19 protein-coding genes are annotated in these 21,258 nt (G+C 54.0%); 7 read left to right on the top strand and 12 right to left on the bottom strand.

Features of this window, described 5'->3' with window-relative positions:
* Nucleotides 1-74: 74 nt before the first annotated feature.
* The 4 genes from maeA (at nt 75) to AOY24_RS16940 (ending at nt 4,538) form a co-directional block, all read left to right on the top strand.
* Complete coding sequence (maeA, locus tag AOY24_RS16955; RefSeq protein WP_054177020.1) at nt 75-1,772, top strand: malate dehydrogenase; 1,698 nt, start codon at nt 75-77, stop codon at nt 1,770-1,772.
* A gap of 308 nt (nt 1,773-2,080) precedes the next feature.
* A complete protein-coding gene (locus tag AOY24_RS16950; RefSeq protein WP_054177019.1) occupies nt 2,081-3,796 on the top strand; it encodes an ABC-F family ATP-binding cassette domain-containing protein in 1,716 nt (571 codons plus the stop codon).
* A 179-nt stretch (nt 3,797-3,975) separates the two neighbouring features.
* Nucleotides 3,976-4,254, top strand: a complete 279-nt coding sequence (locus AOY24_RS16945) for a type II toxin-antitoxin system RelE/ParE family toxin (RefSeq protein WP_043000694.1) — start codon at nt 3,976-3,978, stop codon at nt 4,252-4,254.
* Entirely contained in the window at nt 4,254-4,538 is a 285-nt protein-coding gene (locus tag AOY24_RS16940; RefSeq protein WP_043000693.1) for a HigA family addiction module antitoxin, read from the top strand. The genes AOY24_RS16945 and AOY24_RS16940 overlap by 1 nt, the downstream gene beginning before the upstream one ends.
* A 44-nt stretch (nt 4,539-4,582) precedes the next feature.
* Here AOY24_RS16940 and AOY24_RS16935 read toward each other — a convergent pair whose 3' ends face one another.
* The 4 genes from AOY24_RS16935 to fdnG all read right to left on the bottom strand — a co-directional run bounded on the left by AOY24_RS16935 (nt 4,583) and on the right by fdnG (nt 9,906).
* A complete protein-coding gene (locus AOY24_RS16935) occupies nt 4,583-5,185 on the bottom strand; it encodes an inorganic diphosphatase (RefSeq protein ID WP_044257938.1) in 603 nt (200 codons plus the stop codon).
* A gap of 126 nt (nt 5,186-5,311) precedes the next feature.
* On the bottom strand, nt 5,312-5,968 hold the full coding sequence (gene fdnI, locus AOY24_RS16930; RefSeq protein WP_043000691.1) for a formate dehydrogenase-N subunit gamma: 657 nt from the start codon (nt 5,966-5,968) through the stop codon (nt 5,312-5,314).
* On the bottom strand, nt 5,961-6,845 hold the full coding sequence (gene fdxH / locus AOY24_RS16925; RefSeq protein WP_043000690.1) for a formate dehydrogenase subunit beta: 885 nt from the start codon (nt 6,843-6,845) through the stop codon (nt 5,961-5,963). Before fdxH ends, fdnI begins: the two co-directional genes overlap by 8 nt.
* A gap of 13 nt (nt 6,846-6,858) precedes the next feature.
* Nucleotides 6,859-9,906, bottom strand: a complete 3,048-nt coding sequence (gene fdnG, locus AOY24_RS16920; protein WP_109740241.1) for a formate dehydrogenase-N subunit alpha — start codon at nt 9,904-9,906, stop codon at nt 6,859-6,861.
* Nucleotides 9,907-10,141: 235 nt separating this feature from the next.
* Here fdnG and yddG point away from each other — a divergent pair, with 235 nt between their 5' ends.
* The 3 genes from yddG (at nt 10,142) to AOY24_RS16900 (ending at nt 13,174) form a co-directional block, all read left to right on the top strand.
* Complete coding sequence (yddG, locus tag AOY24_RS16910) at nt 10,142-11,023, top strand: aromatic amino acid efflux DMT transporter YddG (protein WP_044257934.1); 882 nt, start codon at nt 10,142-10,144, stop codon at nt 11,021-11,023.
* Between the two features lie 546 nt (nt 11,024-11,569).
* Nucleotides 11,570-12,646 carry a porin OmpC gene (ompC, locus tag AOY24_RS16905; protein ID WP_044257932.1) on the top strand — a complete coding sequence of 359 codons (1,077 nt, stop codon included), beginning with the start codon at nt 11,570-11,572 and terminating at the stop codon, nt 12,644-12,646.
* Nucleotides 12,647-12,733: 87 nt separating this feature from the next.
* Nucleotides 12,734-13,174, top strand: a complete 441-nt coding sequence (locus AOY24_RS16900) for a GFA family protein (protein WP_043000687.1) — start codon at nt 12,734-12,736, stop codon at nt 13,172-13,174.
* Nucleotide 13,175: 1 nt separating this feature from the next.
* On the opposite strand, the gene AOY24_RS16895 is transcribed toward AOY24_RS16900, so the two are convergent.
* The 8 genes from AOY24_RS16895 to AOY24_RS16860 form a co-directional block, all read right to left on the bottom strand.
* Nucleotides 13,176-14,663, bottom strand: coding sequence for an MFS transporter (locus AOY24_RS16895; RefSeq protein WP_054177018.1), 1,488 nt, complete (start codon nt 14,661-14,663; stop codon nt 13,176-13,178).
* A 211-nt stretch (nt 14,664-14,874) separates the two neighbouring features.
* The gene (locus AOY24_RS16890; protein ID WP_054177017.1) at nt 14,875-15,648 is read right to left on the bottom strand and encodes a 1,6-dihydroxycyclohexa-2,4-diene-1-carboxylate dehydrogenase; all 774 of its coding nucleotides are present in this window, start codon (nt 15,646-15,648) and stop codon (nt 14,875-14,877) included.
* A 9-nt stretch (nt 15,649-15,657) separates the two neighbouring features.
* Complete coding sequence (gene benC / locus AOY24_RS16885; RefSeq protein ID WP_044257928.1) at nt 15,658-16,674, bottom strand: benzoate 1,2-dioxygenase electron transfer component BenC; 1,017 nt, start codon at nt 16,672-16,674, stop codon at nt 15,658-15,660.
* Between the two features lie 9 nt (nt 16,675-16,683).
* Nucleotides 16,684-17,169, bottom strand: coding sequence for a benzoate 1,2-dioxygenase small subunit (gene benB, locus AOY24_RS16880; RefSeq protein ID WP_054177016.1), 486 nt, complete (start codon nt 17,167-17,169; stop codon nt 16,684-16,686).
* Entirely contained in the window at nt 17,163-18,551 is a 1,389-nt protein-coding gene (locus AOY24_RS16875) for a Rieske 2Fe-2S domain-containing protein (protein WP_054177015.1), read from the bottom strand. The genes benB and AOY24_RS16875 overlap by 7 nt, the downstream gene beginning before the upstream one ends.
* Nucleotides 18,552-18,673: 122 nt before the next feature.
* Nucleotides 18,674-19,600, bottom strand: coding sequence for a catechol 1,2-dioxygenase (gene catA / locus AOY24_RS16870; RefSeq protein WP_043000681.1), 927 nt, complete (start codon nt 19,598-19,600; stop codon nt 18,674-18,676).
* A gap of 65 nt (nt 19,601-19,665) precedes the next feature.
* Entirely contained in the window at nt 19,666-19,956 is a 291-nt protein-coding gene (catC, locus tag AOY24_RS16865; protein WP_044257925.1) for a muconolactone Delta-isomerase, read from the bottom strand.
* Nucleotides 19,957-19,968: 12 nt separating this feature from the next.
* The gene (locus AOY24_RS16860) at nt 19,969-21,120 is read right to left on the bottom strand and encodes a muconate cycloisomerase family protein (RefSeq protein WP_235507532.1); all 1,152 of its coding nucleotides are present in this window, start codon (nt 21,118-21,120) and stop codon (nt 19,969-19,971) included.
* Between the last annotated feature and the right edge of the window lie 138 nt (nt 21,121-21,258).

The following is a 21,258-nucleotide window of genomic DNA, read 5'->3' as shown; positions in this document are numbered from 1 at the left end:
CCCGATGCCCTGGCGGAATGGCAACATATTATAAAAAGTGCCAGGGACGGATATTCAAAAAAAGAGTGAGTGACATGGAAACCAAAAGTAAAAAACTGCGTTCCCTTTATATTCCTTACGCTGGCCCTGTATTGCTGGAATTCCCCTTACTGAATAAAGGCAGTGCATTCAGCATGGAAGAGCGCCGTAACTTCAACCTGCTGGGGTTACTGCCGGAAGTGGTCGAGTCGATTGAAGAACAGGCAGAACGTGCCTGGATCCAGTATCAGGGATTCAAAACGGAAATCGACAAGCATATCTACCTGCGCAATATCCAGGATACCAACGAAACCCTGTTCTACCGACTGGTTAACAACCATCTCGATGAGATGATGCCGGTGATCTATACCCCAACGGTAGGTGCGGCCTGTGAACGTTTCTCCGAGATTTATCGTCGCGCGCGCGGCGTGTTCATCTCCTACCAGAACCGCCACAACATGGATGACATCCTGCAAAACGTCCCCAACCACAACATCAAAGTGATTGTGGTCACCGACGGTGAGCGAATTCTTGGTCTTGGCGATCAGGGGATCGGCGGGATGGGTATTCCCATCGGTAAGCTTTCGCTGTATACCGCCTGTGGCGGCATCAGCCCGGCCTACACCCTGCCCGTCGTGCTGGATGTGGGAACCAACAACCCGCAACTGCTCAACGATCCGTTATACATGGGCTGGCGCAATCCGCGCATCACCGACGACGAATACTATGCGTTTGTCGATGAATTCATTCAGGCCGTTAAGCATCGCTGGCCGGACGTTCTGCTGCAGTTTGAAGACTTCGCGCAGAAAAACGCCATTCCGCTGCTTAACCGCTATCGCGACGAAATCTGTTCGTTCAACGACGACATTCAGGGCACCGCCGCGGTGACCGTCGGTACGCTGATCGCCGCCAGCCGGGCGGCAGGCAGCCAGCTTAGCGAACAGAAAATTGTTTTCCTCGGCGCGGGTTCCGCTGGTTGCGGTATCGCCGAACAGATCATTGCCCAGATCCAGCGGGAAGGATTAAGTGAAGAGGCCGCGCGTGAGAGAGTCTTCATGGTGGATCGCTTTGGCCTGCTGACTGATCAGATGCCGAATCTGCTCTCCTTCCAGACCAAACTGGTGCAGAAGCGTGAAAATCTGCAGGCGTGGGACAGCGACAACGAAGTGCTGTCGCTGCTTGATGTGGTCCGTAACGTTAAGCCTGATATTCTGATTGGGGTTTCCGGGCAAACCGGTCTGTTCACCGAAGAAATCATCCGCGAAATGCACAAGCATTGCCCGCGTCCGATCGTGATGCCGCTGTCTAACCCCACCTCGCGTGTGGAAGCGACGCCGCAGGACATCATCGCCTGGACCGAAGGCAACGCGCTGGTCGCTACCGGTAGCCCGTTTATGCCGGTGGTCTGGAAAGACAAAGTCTATCCCATCGCCCAGTGTAACAATGCCTATATTTTCCCGGGGATTGGGCTGGGTGTGATTGCTTCCGGCGCCTCCCGCATTACCGATGAGATGCTGATGTCCGCCAGTGAAACGCTGGCCCAGTACTCGCCGCTGGTGCTTAACGGTGAAGGTCTGGTGTTGCCTGAACTGAAAGACATTCAGACCGTCTCGCGCGCCATTGCGTTTGCCGTCGGGAAGATGGCGCAGCAACAGGGTGTGGCGGTGAAAACCTCCGCTGAAGCGCTGTTGCAGGCTATCGAAGAGAACTTCTGGCAGGCGGAATATCGCGACTATCGTCGTACGTCTATCTGACGAACTGCCCGGTAGCACGCGCTGCCGGGCCTTCAGGCTTGCGCTGTCTCATCACTTGCGATTACACTTTCGCCATCGATTAACATTCGGATAAATAAAAGGAGGATACTTATGCTGTACTGTGAACGCTTCATCGCTTCACATGCTTTTGGCGATCGCCAGTGCTCAAGCGTTATCGGTATCGTGCTGCGATAACTTCTGCTTGAGCGAAGCTAACTTCTGAATTCCCCTTCTCTCGGGCTTACCGGGTTATCGTCAGCGATGTTTGACGAGGCGTTTTGACGCCTGTAACTCTTGAGTAAGCAACAATGAGCACATTACTAACCGCACAATCCCTGCACGTTGATACCGCGTTCGGCACGCTTTTCGACGATCTGACGTTTACCCTGAAAAAAGGCGATCGCATTGGGCTTATCGGCTACAACGGCTGCGGCAAAAGCACGCTGCTGAAAGTTCTCGACGGTTCGATTGTCCCGACTGGCGGCACCCTGGCGCTGGCGAACCACTGTCATCTTGCGCGTGTCGAACAGCACCTGCCCGACGAGATCCTGCCGCTGACGTTACAGGAAGCCGTTCTGGCACAACTTCCTGAACATGAACGGGCCAGCCAGCTCTGGCAGGTCGAGGCGTTACTCGCGCAAATGGGCTTCAGTGTCCAGGATCGGCAATTAACGGCACAAACCTTGAGTGGCGGTCAGCATACACGTTTACTGCTGGCCCGCGCGCTGATGCGCCAGCCTGATCTGCTGCTGCTTGACGAACCGGGAAACCACCTGGATTTACCGACGTTACTGTGGCTGGAGCAGTTTCTACAGAACTGGTCCGGCAGTTTTGTGGTCGTGTCTCACGATCCGCAACTGCTCGACGCGATCACAAACGGCACGTGGATCTTGCGCGATCGTACCCTACACGCCTTTGCATTGCCCTGTAGCGCGGCACGCCAGGCACTGCTTGAACGCGACGCCAGCGACGCGTTGCGCCATAAGGCGGAACAAAAAGAGATCGATCGCATCACCGCCAGTGCGAAACGACTGGCCACCTGGGGCCGGGTGTATGATAACGAAGATCTGTCGCGCAAAGCGAAGCAAATGGAAAAGCAGGTATTGCGTCTGAAGGAAGTGCAAACGGATCTGACGGCAGGAAGTCAGTGGTCACTAACATTGCGCGGCGACGCGCTGCGGGCAGACCGTCTGCTGGAACTGTCTCAGTTGTCGGTCACGCCTGCCCCGGAGGCGCCGACGCTGTTTACCATTGCGGGCATCCGTTTGAAGAGCGGCGATCGGGTGGCGATCGTCGGGCGCAACGGTTGCGGTAAATCGTCGCTGTTAAAACTGATCTGGCAACATTATCAGACCGAACAGGAATCAGTTTCGCTGCGCCTCCACCCTCGCGTGACGCTGGGCTACTACGATCAAACGCTGCATCAATTACCGGATGACGCGTCGCTGTTTGACGCCCTGGAACCGTTCGCCCCGCAGCCGGATATCCGTAAAATGGCGCTAATTAGCGCGGGATTCCCGTGGATACGCCACGCGCAATCGGTCAGTACGTTAAGCGGTGGCGAGCGCTCTCGTCTGCTGTTTGTCGGTCTGTCGCTGGCGCGCTATAGCCTGCTGATGCTGGATGAACCGACCAACCATCTGGATATGGAAGGTAAAGAGGCGCTGGCGCAGACGCTGCAAAGCTTTGAAGGCGGAGTGCTGCTGGTCAGTCACGATCGGCAACTCATCAGCCAGAGCTGTAATCGGTTTTGGTTTGTTGACGACGGCGAGCTCAGCGAATGGCACGATCTGGACGCCGTCTATGCTCGTATTCGACAATCCGCAACAGAACACTTGCCAGCGGTGTTGGAGGATAATGCTTCACTGGTCGCGGAGCTGGTTGATGAGGAGCAACTGCTGGAAAAACTGCTCGTACTCGAACAGCGTCTGGCTGAGGATCTGGCGCGAAAACCGAGACACCAGAAACCGCAGTTGCAGGCTCAGTGGCGTAAAGAGATAGACGACATCACCGCGCGTCTTTAACCCTCAATGCCCGGCAACGTGAGGTTTGCCGGGCAATTTGCGTGGCGCTTTCCAGTATTCATCCCCTCTCCTTTTCTCTTTGTTCATTTCGCCACACAATCGCACACGCGATGGCGAAAATTGTTGCGCCGAACGGAACACAATGCTAATGTTCCTCATGAAGGAACGAGGTGAAAAGGATGATCATGAATTTCAGGCACAAGGGATTACGCGACCTGTTTCTTCACGGTAAAACGTCAGGCGTGCTGGCAAAGCACGTCAAACGTTTGCGACACCGCCTCGCCGTGATTGACGCCGCAGGCTGCGTGAACGATATCAACATGCCCGGTTATCGGCTGCATCCTCTGAGCGGCGATCGTGATGGCGTCTGGTCAATATCGGTTTCAGGCAACTGGCGTATGACGTTCGAATTCGTCAATGGCGATGCGTATATTCTGGATTACGAGGATTATCACTGATGAAAATGGCGAATCATCCCCGCCCAGGGGATATCATTCAGGAAGCGCTGGACGAACTGAACGTCAGTTTGCGTGAATTTGCCAGAGCAATGGAGATTGCGCCCTCAACCGCCAGCCGGTTACTCACGGGCAAAGCGGCACTCACCCCGGAAATGGCGATCAAACTCTCGGTGGTGATCGGCAGCTCCCCGGAGATGTGGCTAAATCTGCAAAATACCTGGAGTCTGGCACAAGCGCAAAAAAGCGTGGACGTGTCCCGTCTGCGCCGTCTGGCGGTGCAGTAATCGCGTTGACCGCCGGACGGGTAAACCCCGTCCGGCAAAATCGCTTATTGCTGTGGTTTTTTCGCTTTCCAGGCGTCCCATGCCTGTTTGATTTCCTGCTTTGCGGTCGCCGCGTCGTTAAAGCCGTTCAGCTCCACTTTCTTGCGTCCTTCCGGTAATTCTTTGTAGACGCGGAAGAACGATTCCAGGCGCTGAACTTCGATTTTCGGCAGGTCGGCCAGTTCCTTGATATTGTCATACGTAGGATCAATTTTGCTGGCGGGAACCGCCACAATTTTGTCATCCTTCTCGCCGCCATCAATCATTTTCAGTACGCCAATCGCACGCAGTTTGATCAGCGTACCAGGAGCCATCGGCGCGCGGGTATAGAAAATCACATCCAGTGGATCGCCATCACCTGCCAGCGACTGGGTCAGCGAACCGTAGTTTGCCGGATAGGCCACCGGCATCGACTGAAAGCGGTCTGCAACGATAAAGCCGGTATTGGCGTCGGTTTCATATTTAATGATCCCGCCTGCCGGGATTTCCGTCACGGCGTAAAATTCTTCCGGATTGTTCTCCGGCTGTGGGAATTCGAGAATGTTCTGCGCCTGAACTGACGCGGAAAGAAGTACGCTCACAGCGAGCAATTTTTTGACCAGATGCATTGTTGGTTAACTCTTCGGTTATTTGTGAAGACAACACGTTACGTTTAGCTAATGACAGGATCATGACGTTTTTATGGCAAAAAAAAGGCGCTACCTGCGTAGCGCCTTCATCTGCTGAAAAAGGAATTAGTTTAGCCCTTCTTCACTCTCTTTTTTCGCTTCTGCTTTCTCGATATCACGGTACCAGCGCGGGTGGTGCTTCTTCGCCCAGCGGCGACTCACCTTCCCTTCAACCATCCCTTTAATCGATCCTTTCACCCAGAATGCCATGTACATATGAATGAGGATGGCGTGGATCAAAATGATCCCTGCCGCTGCGTGGATCAGCAGGCTGTAACGCACCACCTGCATCGGGAAATACTGCGCGAAATACGGACGCCAGATAATCACGCCGGTCACCAGCAGCACAAAAATCATGCTCATGATCGACCAGAACATCATCTTCTGCCCGGCATTATATTTGCCGACATCCGCCACTTTGTGTTCGTTGCCTTTCAGCACTTCGACAATGTTTTTCAGCCACGGTATGTCTTTCTTGTCCGGGATGTTGTGGTGAACGAAGCGGACAAACATGAACATCAGCGCGATAAAGATCGCCACGCCAAAGAACGGGTGCAAAATGCGTCCCATCTGCGGCGTACCGAAGGTTTGCGTCAGCCATTGCAGCGTCGGGAAGAAAAATGAAATCCCCGACAGCGCGACCAGGAAGAAGCAAATCACCACCGTCCAGTGACAGGCGCGATCGATGAACTTCGTGCGCACAATCATTTTCGATTTACTCATGATGGTCCTCCTCGTCATCGTCCACTTCTTTGTTCGGACCTATACCGATGTAGTGATAGATCAGCCCGGCAAAGGTGGCGATAAATCCGGCGGCCGCCAGTGGCTTCAGCGCCCCTTTCCACAGATTGATAGAGGTGTCGACTTTCGGCTCGTTCGGTAAACCGTGGTAGAGCTCCGGCTGATCCGCGTGATGCAGGACATACATCACATGCGTACCGCCAACGCCCTGCGGATTATAGACACCAGCATGTTCGTAGCCGCGCGCTTTTAGCTTCGCGACGCGCTGCTCGCCCATTTCCAGCATCTCTTGTTTGGTGCCGAAATGAATCGCCCCGGTCGGACAGGTTTTGACACAGGCCGGTTCCTGACCCACGCTGACGCGATCGACGCAGAGTGTACATTTATAGACGCGGTTGTCCTCTTTATTAAGGCGCGGAATATTAAACGGACACCCGGCGATGCAGTAGCCGCAGCCAATGCAGTGCTCGGACTGAAAATCGACAATCCCGTTGGCATACTGGATGATTGCACCCGCAGATGGGCAGGCCTTCAGGCAGCCCGGATCTTCACAGTGCATGCAGCCGTCTTTACGAATCAGCCATTCCAGTTTGCCGTTCTGTTCGGTTTCGCTAAAACGCATCACCGTCCAGGACTTGGCGCTGAGATCGGCGGGGTTGTCGTACACCCCGACACAATGTCCTACCTCGTCACGGATATCGTTCCACTCAGAGCAAGCCACCTGGCAGGCTTTGCAGCCCACACAGGAGGAGACGTCAATGAGCTTGGCGACCTCGGCTTTGTAATCACGCGCCTGCGGTGGCGGCGTAATCGTGTTTGTTGCGGACCGTTTGATGATGTCCTGCGTTTCCAAAGACATATGCTCGCCCCCCTTACGCCTTCTCGATGTTAACTAAAAACGCTTTGTACTCCGGCGTTTGCGAGTTTGAGTCACCGACGTTTGGCGTCAGGGTGTTGGCGATATAGCCTTTACGCGCCACCCCTTCAAAGCCCCAGTGCAGCGGGATCCCGACGGTTTCAACCTCCTGACCGTTGACGTGCAGCGTACGCAGACGACGTGTCACCACCGCAACCGCACGAATGAATCCGCGCTTGCTGCTTACCTTCACGTAGTCACCGTTGCCAATGCCTTTGGCGGCGGCCAGCGTTTCGCTGATCTCCACAAACTGTTCCGGCTGCGCGATAGCGTTCAACAGCGCGTGCTTGGTCCAGGTGTGGAAGTGTTCGGTCAGACGATAGGTCGTTCCGACATACGGGAACGCGTCCTTCTTCCCTAAGCGCAAGACGTCATCTTCATAGATGCGCACGACCGGGCTGGACACCACGTTCGGATGCAGCGGGTTAGTACCCAGCGGCGTTTCCATTGGTTCGTAGTGTTCAGGGAACGGGCCTTCCGCCAGTTTATCAAGGGCAAACAAGCGCCCCAATCCTTCGGGCTGCATGATAAACGGGCCGGTTGCGCTGCCCGGAGGCGCGGTGTTGAAGTCCGGGATATCGTTACCCGTCCATTTCGCCCCGTCCCACTGGATCAGCATGCGTTTCGCATCCCACGGCTTACCGTTGATATCCGCTGAGGCACGGTTATAGAGCACGCGACGGTTCAGCGGCCATGCCCATGCCCAACCCAACGTGTTGCCCAGCCCTGATGGGTCGGCATTATCGCGGTTGGCCATCTGGTTGCCCTTCTCCGTCCAGCTACCGGTGTAGATCCAGCAGGAAGACGAGGTCGTACCATCATCACGCAGTTGCGCGAAGCTGGTGAGCAGTTGCCCTTTCTTCGCAATCAGCACGCCGTTGGCGTCATAGAGATCGGCTAACGCGTAGCCGTTGTTCTCTTTCGCCACTTCTTCTGACTCTGGGTGATCCGGCTGTTTGTAGTCCCAGCGCATTTTCAGCAGCGGTTCCACACCTTTACCACCTTCTGTGCGATACATTTCGCGCAGACGATGGAAAAGCCCGGCCAGAATTTCACCGTCGTTACGCGCTTCACCCGGTGCATCCTGACCTTTCCAGTGCCACTGTAGCCAACGCCCGGAGTTGGCAATGGAGCCATCTTCTTCAGCAAAACAGGTGGATGGCAGGCGGAACACTTCCGTCTGAATGGACGCCGGATCGACATCGTTCGACTCGCCGTGGTTCTGCCAGAAGGTTGAGGTTTCAGTCACCAGCGGATCGATCACCACCATGTACTTCAGCTTGCTCAGGCTGCGAACCACTTTGTTTTTGTCCGGGAAGGACGCAACCGGGTTGAAGCCCTGACAGATGTAGCCGGTGACTTTCCCGCTATCCATCATGTTGAAGTATTTTATGACGTCGTAGGCCTGATCCCATTTCGGCAACCAGTTAAAGCCCCAGTCATTCTCTTTCTGCGCATCATCGCCGTAGAACGCTTTCATCAGGCTGACGGCAAACTTCGGATAGTTGCTCCAGTAGTTCACCTGATCCGCCAGCGTGGCTTTCGGCGTGTTGGCGTTCAGCCAGGTCTGCCAGTCGCTCTGCTTTTCCGACGGCAGCGTCAGATAACCAGGCAGACTGGTGGAAAGCAGTCCGAGGTCAGTCAGCCCCTGAATATTCGAGTGACCACGCAGGGCGTTCACGCCGCCGCCGGCCATCCCCATGTTGCCGAGCAACAGCTGGATCATCGCCATCGTGCGGATGTTCTGCGCCCCGACCGTATGTTGGGTCCAGCCCAGCGCATACAGGAACGTGGTTGTACGATCCGCCGCACTGGTGGAGGCCAGCACGTCACACACTTTCAGGAAGTCAGCCTTCGGCGTCCCGCAAATGTTCTCGACGACGTCCGGCGTATAGCGGGAAACGTGCTGTTTCAGCAAATTCCATACACAGCGCGGATGCGACAGAGTGTCATCGCGTTTGGCATAGCCGTTTTCATCGAACTGGTAGTTCCAGGACGACTTATCGTACTGCCGTTTTTTCGCGTCATAACCGCTGAATAAACCGTCATCAAAGGTAAAATCATCCCGTACCAGCAGGCTGGCGTTGGTGTAATGCCTGACATATTCGGCGTTAATTTTGTTATTTTCAATCAGATACCGCAGCACACCGGACAGGAACGTAATGTCCGTGCCGGAGCGAATCGGCGCATAAATATCCGCAACCGAGGCGGTACGGGTAAAACGGGGATCGACAACAATCAGCGTGGCGTCATTGTTGTTCTTCGCTTCCATCGCCCAGCGGAAACCCACTGGATGGGCTTCAGCGGCGTTACCGCCCATCACCATCACGACGTTGGCGTTTTTGATATCAACCCAGTGGTTGGTCATCGCACCGCGACCAAATGTTGGAGCAAGACTTGCTACCGTTGGTCCGTGTCAGACGCGCGCCTGGTTGTCTACTGCCAGCATGCCGAGTGAGCGCACAAATTTTTGCGTCAGCATGCCGGTTTCATTACTGGCGGCGGAGGCGCAGAGCATCCCCGTGGAAAGCCAGCGGTTTACCGTTACGCCCTGTTCATTTTTCTCGATAAAGTTGGCGTCGCGGTCGGCTTTCATCAGTTTTGCAATGCGGGTCAGTGCTTCATCCCAGCTAATGCGTTGCCATTTGTCGGAGCCGGGTGCACGGTATTCCGGGTAGCGCAGACGGTTTTCGCTATGAATGTAATCCAGCAGACCGGCGCCCTTCGGACACAATGCGCCACGGCTGACCGGATGATCCGGATCACCTTCAATATGATAAAGCGCTTCTTTGGCGTTTTTTGCTCCATCTCCCAGGCTATACATTAATAGCCCGCAACCTACGGAACAGTATGTGCAGGTGTTTCGGATCTCTTTCGCGCGCAACAGTTTATAATTTCGCGATTGAGCCAGTGCCATTTTGGGCGTAAATCCCAGCGCAGCAACCGTTGTTCCAGCCATACCGCCCGCGCAGATTTTAAAAAACTTTCTGCGGCTGACGTTCATTGCTTTCCCTCTTTTTCCAGAGTTGTCATGTCGCCGAGGAAACTAACAGCAATACCCATATTTTTTTTGAGTCAAATCAATAACGAAACGGTTCCGCTACTAAATAGCCCCAATTGTCGGTTTTATATACCACTAAGGTGGTAACCCCTCTTCGGATTCACCTGGATAATTTCGCTAAAAAAGTGCTATATATTTCGACTTCTTTTTAGATAAGGCATGGGAAACGGCAAACGGAATGACGAAACAAAAAGCAACGCTGATTGGACTTATAGCCATTGTGCTGTGGAGCACCATGGTAGGTCTGATTCGCGGCGTCAGTGAAGGACTTGGGCCAGTCGGCGGTGCGGCGGCAATTTATTCATTAAGTGGACTGTTACTGATATTTACCGTGGGATTTCCCACTATCCGTCGTTTTCCTGTTGGTTATTTAATCGCCGGTAGCGTGCTGTTTGTCAGTTATGAAATATGTCTGGCGTTATCGTTGGGCTATGCCGCCACACGTCATCAGGCGATTGAGGTCGGTATGGTTAATTATTTATGGCCAAGTCTGACTATTTTATTCGCGATTCTGTTTAATGGTCAAAAAACCAGCTGGATAATCGTTCCTGGATTACTGCTCGCGATAACCGGTATTTGTTGGGTGCTGGGGGGCGAAAATGGTCTGAATCCAGGGGAAATTATCAGCAATATCACCAGCAGTCCATTGAGCTATTTTCTCGCCTTTCTTGGGGCATTTATCTGGGCGACCTACTGTACCGTAACCAATAAATATGCGCGTGGATTTAATGGCATCACGGTTTTTGTTTTACTGACCGCACTCAGTTTGTGGGTCCACTATTTTCTGACGCCGCAACCTGAAATGGTGTTCAGTACACCGGTGGTGATAAAACTGGTCTCTGCCGCCCTGACATTGGGCTTTGCCTATGCGGCCTGGAACGTGGGAATTTTGCACGGGAATGTCACCATCATGGCGGTTGGTTCGTATTTCACTCCGGTGCTGTCATCTGCGCTGGCAGCCGTGCTGCTGAGCGCCCCGCTATCGTTCTCTTTCTGGCAGGGAGCCATTATGGTCTGCATCGGTTCTCTGCTCTGCTGGTGGGCCACACGCCGCGCATAACACTCTACCGGGTTGGTACGCTTTCTGGCCCGGACTTCACCTTCGCACGACAAATTGTCACTCGTTTATTTTTAGGATATTCATCTTTTGTTAGAAAATTCTTATTTGATTTTTCTGACCACTCAACCATAACTGTATTAATCAATGGAATCGGATTTATTTATTTCATCTTTAGTAAGAGCGTTAACTCTTTAACTTTATGTTAAATTTATGCTAACAAGACGCTAATAAATCAGTGGGTTACATTGTTTGACAATTATTAACCCGTATATAGTACACATTGTTAACTAACTCAATTAATAACCAATTCCGCGTATATAGTCCCCTGTGAAAATATTGCATGAAAGGTAATTTCTAAGAATATCTGCGACTCAGATTTGACTTAAGGCGATCTGGATCACACAAATGGAAATAATCTGCAATTACATGAAACTTATTATTGAATTGATACTGCTGCGTAATTTAAAAATAGCTTGCCATTGATTAAATGATTCGATCGACAATGGTTCAGGAATCACACCAAGAAAATTATAAGGATTGTTAACAATGAAACTTAAATTAGTTGCAGTGGCAGTGACTAGCCTGTTGGCAGCAGGCGTCGTGAATGCGGCAGAAGTGTATAACAAAGACGGCAACAAACTGGATCTGTACGGTAAAGTTACCGCTCTGCACTACTTCTCCGACAATGACGGCGATGATGGCGACAAAACTTATGCACGTCTGGGTTTCAAAGGTGAAACGCAGATTAACGATCAGCTGACCGGTTTCGGCCAGTGGGAATATGAATTCAAAGGCAACAACGACGAAGCGAATGGTAACAAAGGCAACAAAACTCGTCTGGCGTTTGCTGGTCTGAAATTTGCTGAGTTCGGTTCTTTCGATTACGGCCGTAACTATGGCGTTGCTTACGACGTTGGCGCATGGACCGACGTTCTGCCTGAGTTCGGTGGTGACACCTGGACCCAGACTGACAACTTCATGACTGCCCGTACCACTGGCGTTGCAACCTACCGTAACACCGACTTCTTCGGTCTGGTTGAAGGCTGGAACTTTGCCCTGCAGTATCAGGGTAAAAACGATCGTGGCGACGAAGTTAAAGCGAACGGTGACGGCTTCGGTCTGTCCACCAGCTATGAGTACGAAGGTTTTGCAGCAAGCGCCGCTTATGCGAAATCTGACCGTACTGATGACCAGGTTGCTTACGGTAACAACAGCCTGAATGCTTCCGGCGACAACGCTGAAGTGTGGGCTGCTGGCCTGAAATATGATGCAAACAACATCTACCTGGCAACTACCTACTCTGAAACTCGTAACATGACGCCGTTCGGTGATGATCACATCGCGAACAAAACTCAGAACTTTGAAGTTGTTGCTCAGTATCAGTTCGACTTCGGTCTGCGTCCGTCCCTGGCTTACCTGAAATCCAAAGGTAAAGACCTGGGTGCATGGGGCGACCAGGATCTGGTTGAATACGTTGATGTTGGCGCAACCTACTACTTCAACAAAAACATGTCTACCTATGTTGATTACAAAATCAACCTGATCGACGAAAGCAACTTTACTCGTGCTGCTGGTGTAGGCACTGACGACATCGTTGCCGTTGGCCTGACCTATCAGTTCTAATTTTTTAGAATTGAGCTGTACAAAAGCCATCCCACGATGGGCTGGTTTTTTTTCCCCCGAAATCGAATCGGTCATAAGGAGAATGCCGTGCAAACCTATACAGGACGTTGTCTCTGCGGGCAGAGCCATTTCACCGTCGACCTCGAATCCCTCGATGTCTACGCCTGTCACTGTACGATTTGCCAGAAATGGTCCGGTGGGATCGCGATGTATCTGGAAGCCTGTGGGCAGCCGATGATGGATGCCGATGCATCCGACCCGGCGCATTTTGCATCGTCGCCACGCGGGGAACGGTATTTTTGTTCCGGCTGTGGATGTCCGTTGTGGATCAAGTTGACCGACACTGAGCGCTACTTCATTCCCTGGACGTTGCTCGAATTTAACGAGGTCGATCGTCGTCGTCTGATCCTCGCCGCTGAGATTTATACCGAAACGCAACCCGCATTCTGGCGGCTTACAGGTCAGTACGCTCGTCTGAGCGGCAAGGAAGTGGAAGAACTGGACAACCGCTGCCAGTTCACCTACTGAGTTACTCGCGTGCGGCCTTCGCCAGACTGAACCACATGCCGACTGCCAGCAAAATCAGCATGCTCCCGGCGCTGCTTAATGCCACGCTATGCGACCAGGTAAAAGCCTGCTTCGCGGCCAGCAGAACAGGATCCGCCAATGCCGAGGGAAGCGACTGCGCCAGTTGTACCGCTTCACCCATTGAAGACGAGGCACGTTCCATTTCTCCGGCGTTCAGACCATCAGGCAGCACAATCGACGCAGAGAAACTGCGGCTGAGCAACAGACCAAAGATAGCAATTCCCAGCCCCGCCCCCAGCTCATAGGCCATCGTTTCGATCGCCCCGGCCGCTGCCGCTTTCTCAGCTGGCGCCGCCGCCATGATCGCCGCCGTTGAGGCCAACAGCGCGCTGGCGGCACTGAATCCCAGTAGCGCCATTAACATCCAGGCCTGAATTTGCTGGGTACTGAAATCCGTTGCCGCCAGGCCATAGAAACTCAATGCGCTTAGCGCCATTCCGCCGGTTGCCACTTTCCGCAGCCCCAGTCGTGATACCAGCATCCCGGCAATCGGGCCGCTAAACCCACTGGCCAGCATCACTGGCAGCATAAACAATCCAGCCTGATACGGCGTTAAGCCATGAACAAACTGCAATTCCTGCGCCATTAACAGCTCAAAACCGACCAGTGTAATCATCGCTGTCATCGCCATCACCACGCCGCTTAAGATAATACGATGGGTGAACAGGCGCATATCAATCATGGGACGACTCGCCGCCAGCTGAATGCGGACAAACTGCGCCAGCAACAGTGCGCCGCTCACCAGCGCCAGCGCGATAACGCCGGTAGCTATGTGCCCTTTCAGCGCCGTTTTCGCGCTGTAAACCAGCAGCAAGATCGCGACAATCAGCATAATGGCATGTCCCAGATTGAGCGACTGATCGCGAAGTCCGGCCTGACGCGGAACATAGCGCGCGGTGAGCGCCACCACGACAAGTACAATCGGCACATTAATTAAGAACACTGAGCCCCAATAGAAGTGCTCAAGCAACATGCCGCCCACCAGCGGGCCGAATGCCGCTCCGCCAGACCCCACCGCCGCCCAGACGCCAAGCGCCATGTTGCGATGGCGTGCTTGCGAGAAGGTGGCGCGGATCCCGGCCAGCGTCGCCGGTACGATCATCGCTGCGCCAATTGCCAGAATGGCCCGAGTGGCGATCAGCCAGCTGGCGGTGTGGGCAAAGGCGGCAGCCAGTGACGCGAGACCGAACAGCGTCCCGCCGAGGATCAGCAGGCGCTTAAAGCCGATGCGATCGCCGAGCGCGCCCATCGGCAGTACCATCCCTGCCATCACCAGCGAGTAAATATCAATGATCCACAACAGCTCGTTGCCACTGGCACCCAGCGTCATACTCAGCGTGGGTGCGGCAACGTGCAGCACCGTTGCATCAATCGCAACAGGAATGTAGACCAGCACAATAATCACTAACGTTAACCACTGACGAAACATAAAGCTCCCTGTAAATACAAACTGGACACATGTCCAGCTTCCACGATCCTACGGAAAATTGAACATATGTCCAACTTTTTGTTCAGCTACGTGATTATCGAAGATGAGGGTTATTGAATCTGTGAATGATTTTGACGTCGGTGAATGATGGCAATCCAGCGGAATAAAACAGCAAGCCGACCTCCCGTGTCGGCTTACGGGTAGAACAACATCAGCCGAGATCGCCTCCGGCAACCGGTAAGATGACGCCGGTAATATAGCTGGCGTCATCGCTGGCGAGGAACAGGATCGCATTCGCCTGCTCCGCCAGCGTTCCATAGCGGTGCATCAGACTGCTGTCGATGGTCTGATCAATCACCTGCTGATACCACGCCTGCTCCTGGGCGGACGGCGTCTCTTCATTGCGCGGGACGAGACGCGCCGGGGCGTCGGTCCCTCCGGGTGCCACCGCATTGATGCGAATACCGCAGCCGCTGTATTCCATTGCAATCGATCGTGTTAGCGCGTTGACGCCGCCCTTCGCGGCTGAATATGGCACGCGGTTTACCCCGCCTGTGGCAACAGAAGAGATATTCACAATACTGCCGCGCCCCTGTTTCAGCATCCACGGGAGCGCTGCGCGGCAGCCCCACAGCGTCGGAAACAGCGAACGACGGATCTCTTTCTCAATCTGATCCGGCTGGTATTCGGCAAACGGTCGGGCCCAGATAGTCCCGCCGACGTTATTGACCAGCACGTCCAGTTGTCCAAAATGCGCGACGCCTGCGGCAAAAACCTGTTCGGTGCTTTCCCATTGTTCCAGGTCCGCTTCCAGCGCCAGCACCTGACACCCACCCGACGCCAGCGTTGCCGCCAGTTCATGGACGTGGCGGGAACGATCGATAAGCAACAGCCGCGCCCCTTCTTGCGCGGCCTGAATAGCGGTCTGGCGACCAATTCCCTGCGCCGCGCCGGTAATGGCCACAACTTTATCGTTAAATCGCATAGAGGCTCCTTACGCCGCCGCACTCTGGCTGGCGATAAATTTTTCGTACCAGAATCCGGCTGGCGTAATGCCCCGCTCGCGTAACGCCGTGGTGATGGCATTGACCATCGGCGGCGGACCACAAAGATAAATATCCACATCGCCCTGATTGAGCATCGCCTCGCTAAGATGATCGGTGACAAACCCGCGCTGTGGACAACCACTTTGCGCGTCGGCGACAACCGGTAACCAGCGGAAGTCAGCCAGTTTCTGCTGAAAGGCGTCCAGCGCGTCGGTTTTGACCAGGTCGACATCATAGGTCACGCCATACAGTAACGAGATCTGTCGCTGGCTCCCCTGCGCAGCGAGCGTTTCCAGCATGGACAGCATCGGGGCCAGTCCGGTACCGCCAGCCAGCATCAGCACCGGGCGTTCGCCGTGGCGCAGATAAAAACTGCCCATCGGACCGCTAAGCGTAACGGTATCACCGGGTTGTCCGCGCTGGGTCAGCCACTGACTCATCAACCCACCGGGCACATTACGGATCAGAAAGCGTCCTTCGTTACTGCCCGGCAGCGAACTGAATGAGTAGGCACGCTGCTGCGTCGTCCCCGGAACCTGAATGTTGATGTACTGCCCGGAGAGAAAATGGAGCGCGGTATCCGGGCGTACGACCAGTTCAATCGCGGTGTCAGAGAGCGCATTGATCGCCAGCACATCTGCATGCGTCGTCGTGATGCTGGTTTTACACTGTGCCGCAGCGACCGGCACGTCAATGACACAGTCGCTGGCGGGGATCATCTGGCAGGTCAGCACCTGTCGTGCAGTGGCTTCATCCTCGCTCAGCGCCTCTTCCAGAAAGTCCTCTCCCAGCGCGTAATCGCCGCTGGCGCAGTGGCATTTACAGGTGCCGCAAACGCCGTCGGAGCAATCCATCGGCAGGTTCACCTTCTGCCGGTAAGCGGCATCCAGTACCTTTTCACCGGCGTTGCATTGAATAAAACGGGTGATGCCGTCCTCAAAATTGAGGGCAATTGTAAAACTCATAAGCACCTCTTAAATATGGTAAACGTCAATCACCTGACGGATATAGTCGTTATTGAGTCGCACGGTTTTCCGCATGATTTGCGGCTGGCCGTCCTGTTCAACCAGCGTGCAGTGTGTGGTGCCGAAGTAGGCATCGGTATGCTGATAACGGTGGCTGTAAGTGACCCAGTTGTAGCGCACCTCGATGCCGCCTTCTTTCTCGCCCAGCAGTTCGACGTTGCTGATCATATGCGTGGTACGCGGCTCCGGGGTGCTGGCGCCGGAACGTTCGGTTTTGATGCGGTACACCCGATCTTCCAGTCCATCCCGGTTGGGATAATAGATAAGCGAAATCTCCCGCTGTGGGTCGCGGGTGGTTTTATCATCATCGCCCCAGGCGGGCATCCAGAAGACTACCTTCGGGCTATAGCAGTTGAGCCACGCGTCCCACTGGCGATCGTCCAGCAACCGCGCTTCGTAGTAGAGAAACTGGCGAACCTGTTCAAGCGTTAACATCCGCCCACCTCCACGCGTTGCGTAATCGACTGTTCATATTGCTGCTGTTCTTTTTCCACCGCCGCGAGCATCACGTTTTGCCAGTGATGATGATGAGCGATGTAGAGCGCCTCATCTTCGGACTTCACACCACTCAACAGCGGTCTGAATCCTGCCTGTTGCGCATGTTCATCCGGACCATCTACCCAGTGCAGCGCGCCGCGACTGAGATCGCTCCACGCCAGATTTTCTCCCAGATAGCCGCGCTGGCAGGCGCTGAACTCTTCCAGATCGTCGGGGGTTCCCATCCCACTGACGTTAAAGAAATCCTCATACTGGCGAATGCGTAGCGCGCGAGCCTGGTCAGATTCGCCTTTAGGCGCAAAGCACCAGATCGTCACTTCGGTTTTATCGACCGCGATGGGGCGAATCACGCGGATCTGCGTGGAAAACTGATCCATCAGGTACACGTTGGGATAGAGACACAAATTCCGTGTCTCATTGACCATCTGGTCGGCGCGATTTTCACCAAATTCCGCCTTTAACCGCTCACGATGATCGTAAACCGGGCGGACTTCAGGGTTCATCGCCCGCGTCCACAGCAGCATATGACCGTGTTCAAACCCGTAGCCACCGCCGAGACTCTTAGACCAGCCGTTGGCATCCACCGCCCGCGTGCCTTCCGCTTCGTAATTACGGCGCGACATGGTTGAGGCATAATTCCAGTGCACCACGCTGACGTGATAGCCGTCGGCCCCGTTTTCCGCCCCCAGTTTCCAGTTGCCTTCATAGACATAGCTGGACGAACCTTTCAGGACTTCCAGCCCCTCGGGAGCCTGATCGACCATCAGATCGATAATTTTGCTGGTCTCGCCGAGGTAGGTTTCCAGCGGCAGCACATCTTCACTCAGACTACCGAACAGAAATCCGCGATACGAGGCAAAGCGCGGAAGCGATTTCAGATCGTGCGACCCGTCATGCCTGAATGTCTCCGGATAACCACCGGTATTTTCATCTTTCGCCTTCAACAGTTTGCCGTTATTACTGAAGGTCCAGCCGTGAAACGGACAGGTAAAGGAGTTTTTATTTCCCGTCTTTCGTCGACATAACATCGCGCCACGATGCGCACAGCTATTAATAAGTGCATGCAGTTCGTTCTTTTTATCGCGGGTAATAATGACCGGTTGACGTCCCAGGGTCAGCGTAAAATAATCACCGGGTTCCGGGATCTGACTTTCATGCGCCAGAAATACCCAGTTCCCTTCGAAGATATGTTTGAGTTCCAGATTAAATAACTGCTCATCGGTAAATATCGAACGATGGCAACGATAAATATGATTATCACGATCCACAATCAGAGCCTGCGTGATTTTATCTTTTAATGCCGAGAGCGTTTTTTGCATGAGTGTATCCCTCCTGCATAATTCAGGATGTATATACCCGTCATACTTCAAGTGGCAGTTGTGTTGGCTGCGCTCAAATTATGTAGGGTATAAAACGATATGGGTCAGACAGGCGTCGCGTATTATTCCTGAGCGCGCAGTCGGGTAATTCGTTGCTCTTCTTCAGCACGTTGCGCCGCGCACAGCGTAAAGTCGAAACAGACTTCTGTATGTTCACCGGCAAGGTCGCGTTGCTGAATCAACGCCGGATCGCTGATTTTCACCGGGTCGGCAATCAGACCATCACGGGTAGCGAAGGCGAAATCATCCCACAGATACTGGTCACCGTTCAGGTTGATCTGACTGGTCAGGTGCTTAAAGCCCGGCGCAGAGACAAAGAAGTGGATGTGCGCCGGGCGGTTGCCGTGGCGGCCCAGTTGATTGAGCAATTTCTGCGTCGGGCCGTCCGGCGGGCAACCGTAACCCGAAGGCAGAATACTGCGCACGCTGTAGCGCCCTTCAGCGTCGGTACGAATGCGACGGCGCAGGTTGTAGTCGCTCTGGCTCTGATCGAAGAAAGAGTAATTGCCCAGCGTGTTGGCATGCCAGATATCGACAATCGCCCCGGCCACCGGTTGTCCGTGTACGTCCTTGACCTGACCGTGCAACCACATCACTTCGCCAGCATCTTTGCCGTCATCCATCCGGGCATAGCCATCAGCCAGCGGTGCGTTAGCCACATACAATGGCCCTTCGATGGTACGCGGGGTACCGGTCTCTGATGACTGGCGGGATTCGATCGCTTCCTGGCGCAGATCGAGGAAGTGTTCCAGACCCAGACCGGCAGCAAGCAGGGCCGCTTCCTGACGTCCGCCCAGTTCATGCAGATAATTCACCGCATGCCAGAATTCTTCCTGCGTGACATTATAATCATCAATAAGGGTACAAATATCACCGAGCAGGCGATGAATAATCGATTTAAAACGTTCATTCCCTTCCGGCCCATTTAATCCGGCACCTTCACGCAATAATTTCTGTACGTCATCTTGTTGGATAAAAGAATGGCTCATAATGCGTCTCGCTTATTATTGTCTGTAGGGTTATGCCGGATCATTTCCGGCATGCGGTACTGATATTATCGGTCGTTATTCTGAATAGACGATGGATGGCGGCACAGCGCTTCGATGCGAATATCCATGAATGGATATAACGGCAGTGCCATTAATATCCGGTGTAATTCTTCGGGATCATCGACATCAAAGATACTGACATTGGCGTACTGCCCTGCAACGCGCCAGATATGTCGCCATTTACCGTCTCGTTGTAACTGTTGGGAATAGGCTTTTTCCCGTGATTTAATTTCTTCAATTTCATTCGCCGGCATTCCGTAAGGAATATTCACGGTCATATCCACTTTAAATAACATTTGTCTCTCCTGTTATTCCCGACGCTTGCGGGCATAAAACTGCAGTTTTTCCTCATCCAGTTCGACTCCCAGTCCCGGTGCTTGCGGCAGCGTGACACAACCATCGGCGAAGGAGAGCGGAAAGCTGACGATGTCATTTTTTAACAGCAGCGGGCCAAACATCTCTGTGCCCCACTGCAACGGCAGAGTTGACCATGCATGCAGTGATGCCACCGTACCCACGGTACCTTCGAGCATCGTGCCGCCGTACAGTCCGATTCCTGCCGCCTGTGCAACGTGCGCCAGTTTCAGCACGCTGGCCGGTCCACCGGCTTTGGCAATCTTCAGCGCATAGGCGCCGCTGAACCCCTGCTGCGCCAGACGATAACCGTCGAAATGGCTGGCAACGGATTCATCCGCCAGGATTGCCGCGTCACTGCGATGACTCAGGCGTACCAGCGCATTGTTGTCTTCGGCGCTCACCGGTTGCTCAATCAGGTCAACGCCCATGGCCGCCAGTTCCCGGCATCCTTTTGCCGCTGAAGTAGCATCCCACGCCTGGTTGACGTCAACACGGATGCTGGCGCGATCCCCCAGCGCTTCCACAATGGCACGGGTATGACGCAGGTCGGTTTCCAGCTCACGGGCGCCGATCTTCAGCTTAAATGCCCGATGCCGCCCGGCATCCAGCAGCCGCTGTCCCTCGGCAATATCGTTGTCTGTGTTGCCGCTGGCGAGCGTCCATAAGACCGGCAGGACGGTATTCAGCGCGCCGCCCAGCAGTGCGGAAACCGGCAGTCCTAACGCTTTTCCCTGGGCATCCAGCAGCGCGGTTTCAATAGCCGATTTGGCAAAGGTGTTGCCTTTGATTGCACTGCGAATACGCGACGTCAGCGCATTCAGATTCCCGGCAGGCTGGCCTTTCAACAGAGGTGTGAAATAGTGCGTAATCGCGGACTGAATCGCCTCCGGACTTTCCACCCCATAGCTCAGACCACCAATAGTAGTGGCTTCGCCAATGCCGCAGATCCCGTCTGAACGTGTGATCCGGACAATCACCAGCGTCTGACACCCCATCGTGGTCATGGAAAGTTTGTGAGGCCGAATCGTCGGGACATCAACCACCCAGCTTTCAATATGTTCAACGGTCGCAGTCATTCGTTTCTTCCTGAGCATAAATATCATTACTTTTCGTGCCACCGGTGATAACCCACGGTGACGATGCTTTTGACAATAGGTGTGTGCTATGGAGGTGGTCAACGGCGATAATCGAAATGTTGTGCGATTATCAGCGTGATTGTTACGTTGAGGTTAATAGTGTGA

It is taken from the genome of Citrobacter sp. CtB7.12, assembly GCF_001297795.1.
In the GTDB taxonomy this organism is placed as follows: Bacteria; Pseudomonadota; Gammaproteobacteria; order Enterobacterales; family Enterobacteriaceae; genus Citrobacter_A; species Citrobacter_A amalonaticus.
This window is presented reverse-complemented; position numbering and strand designations above follow the sequence as displayed.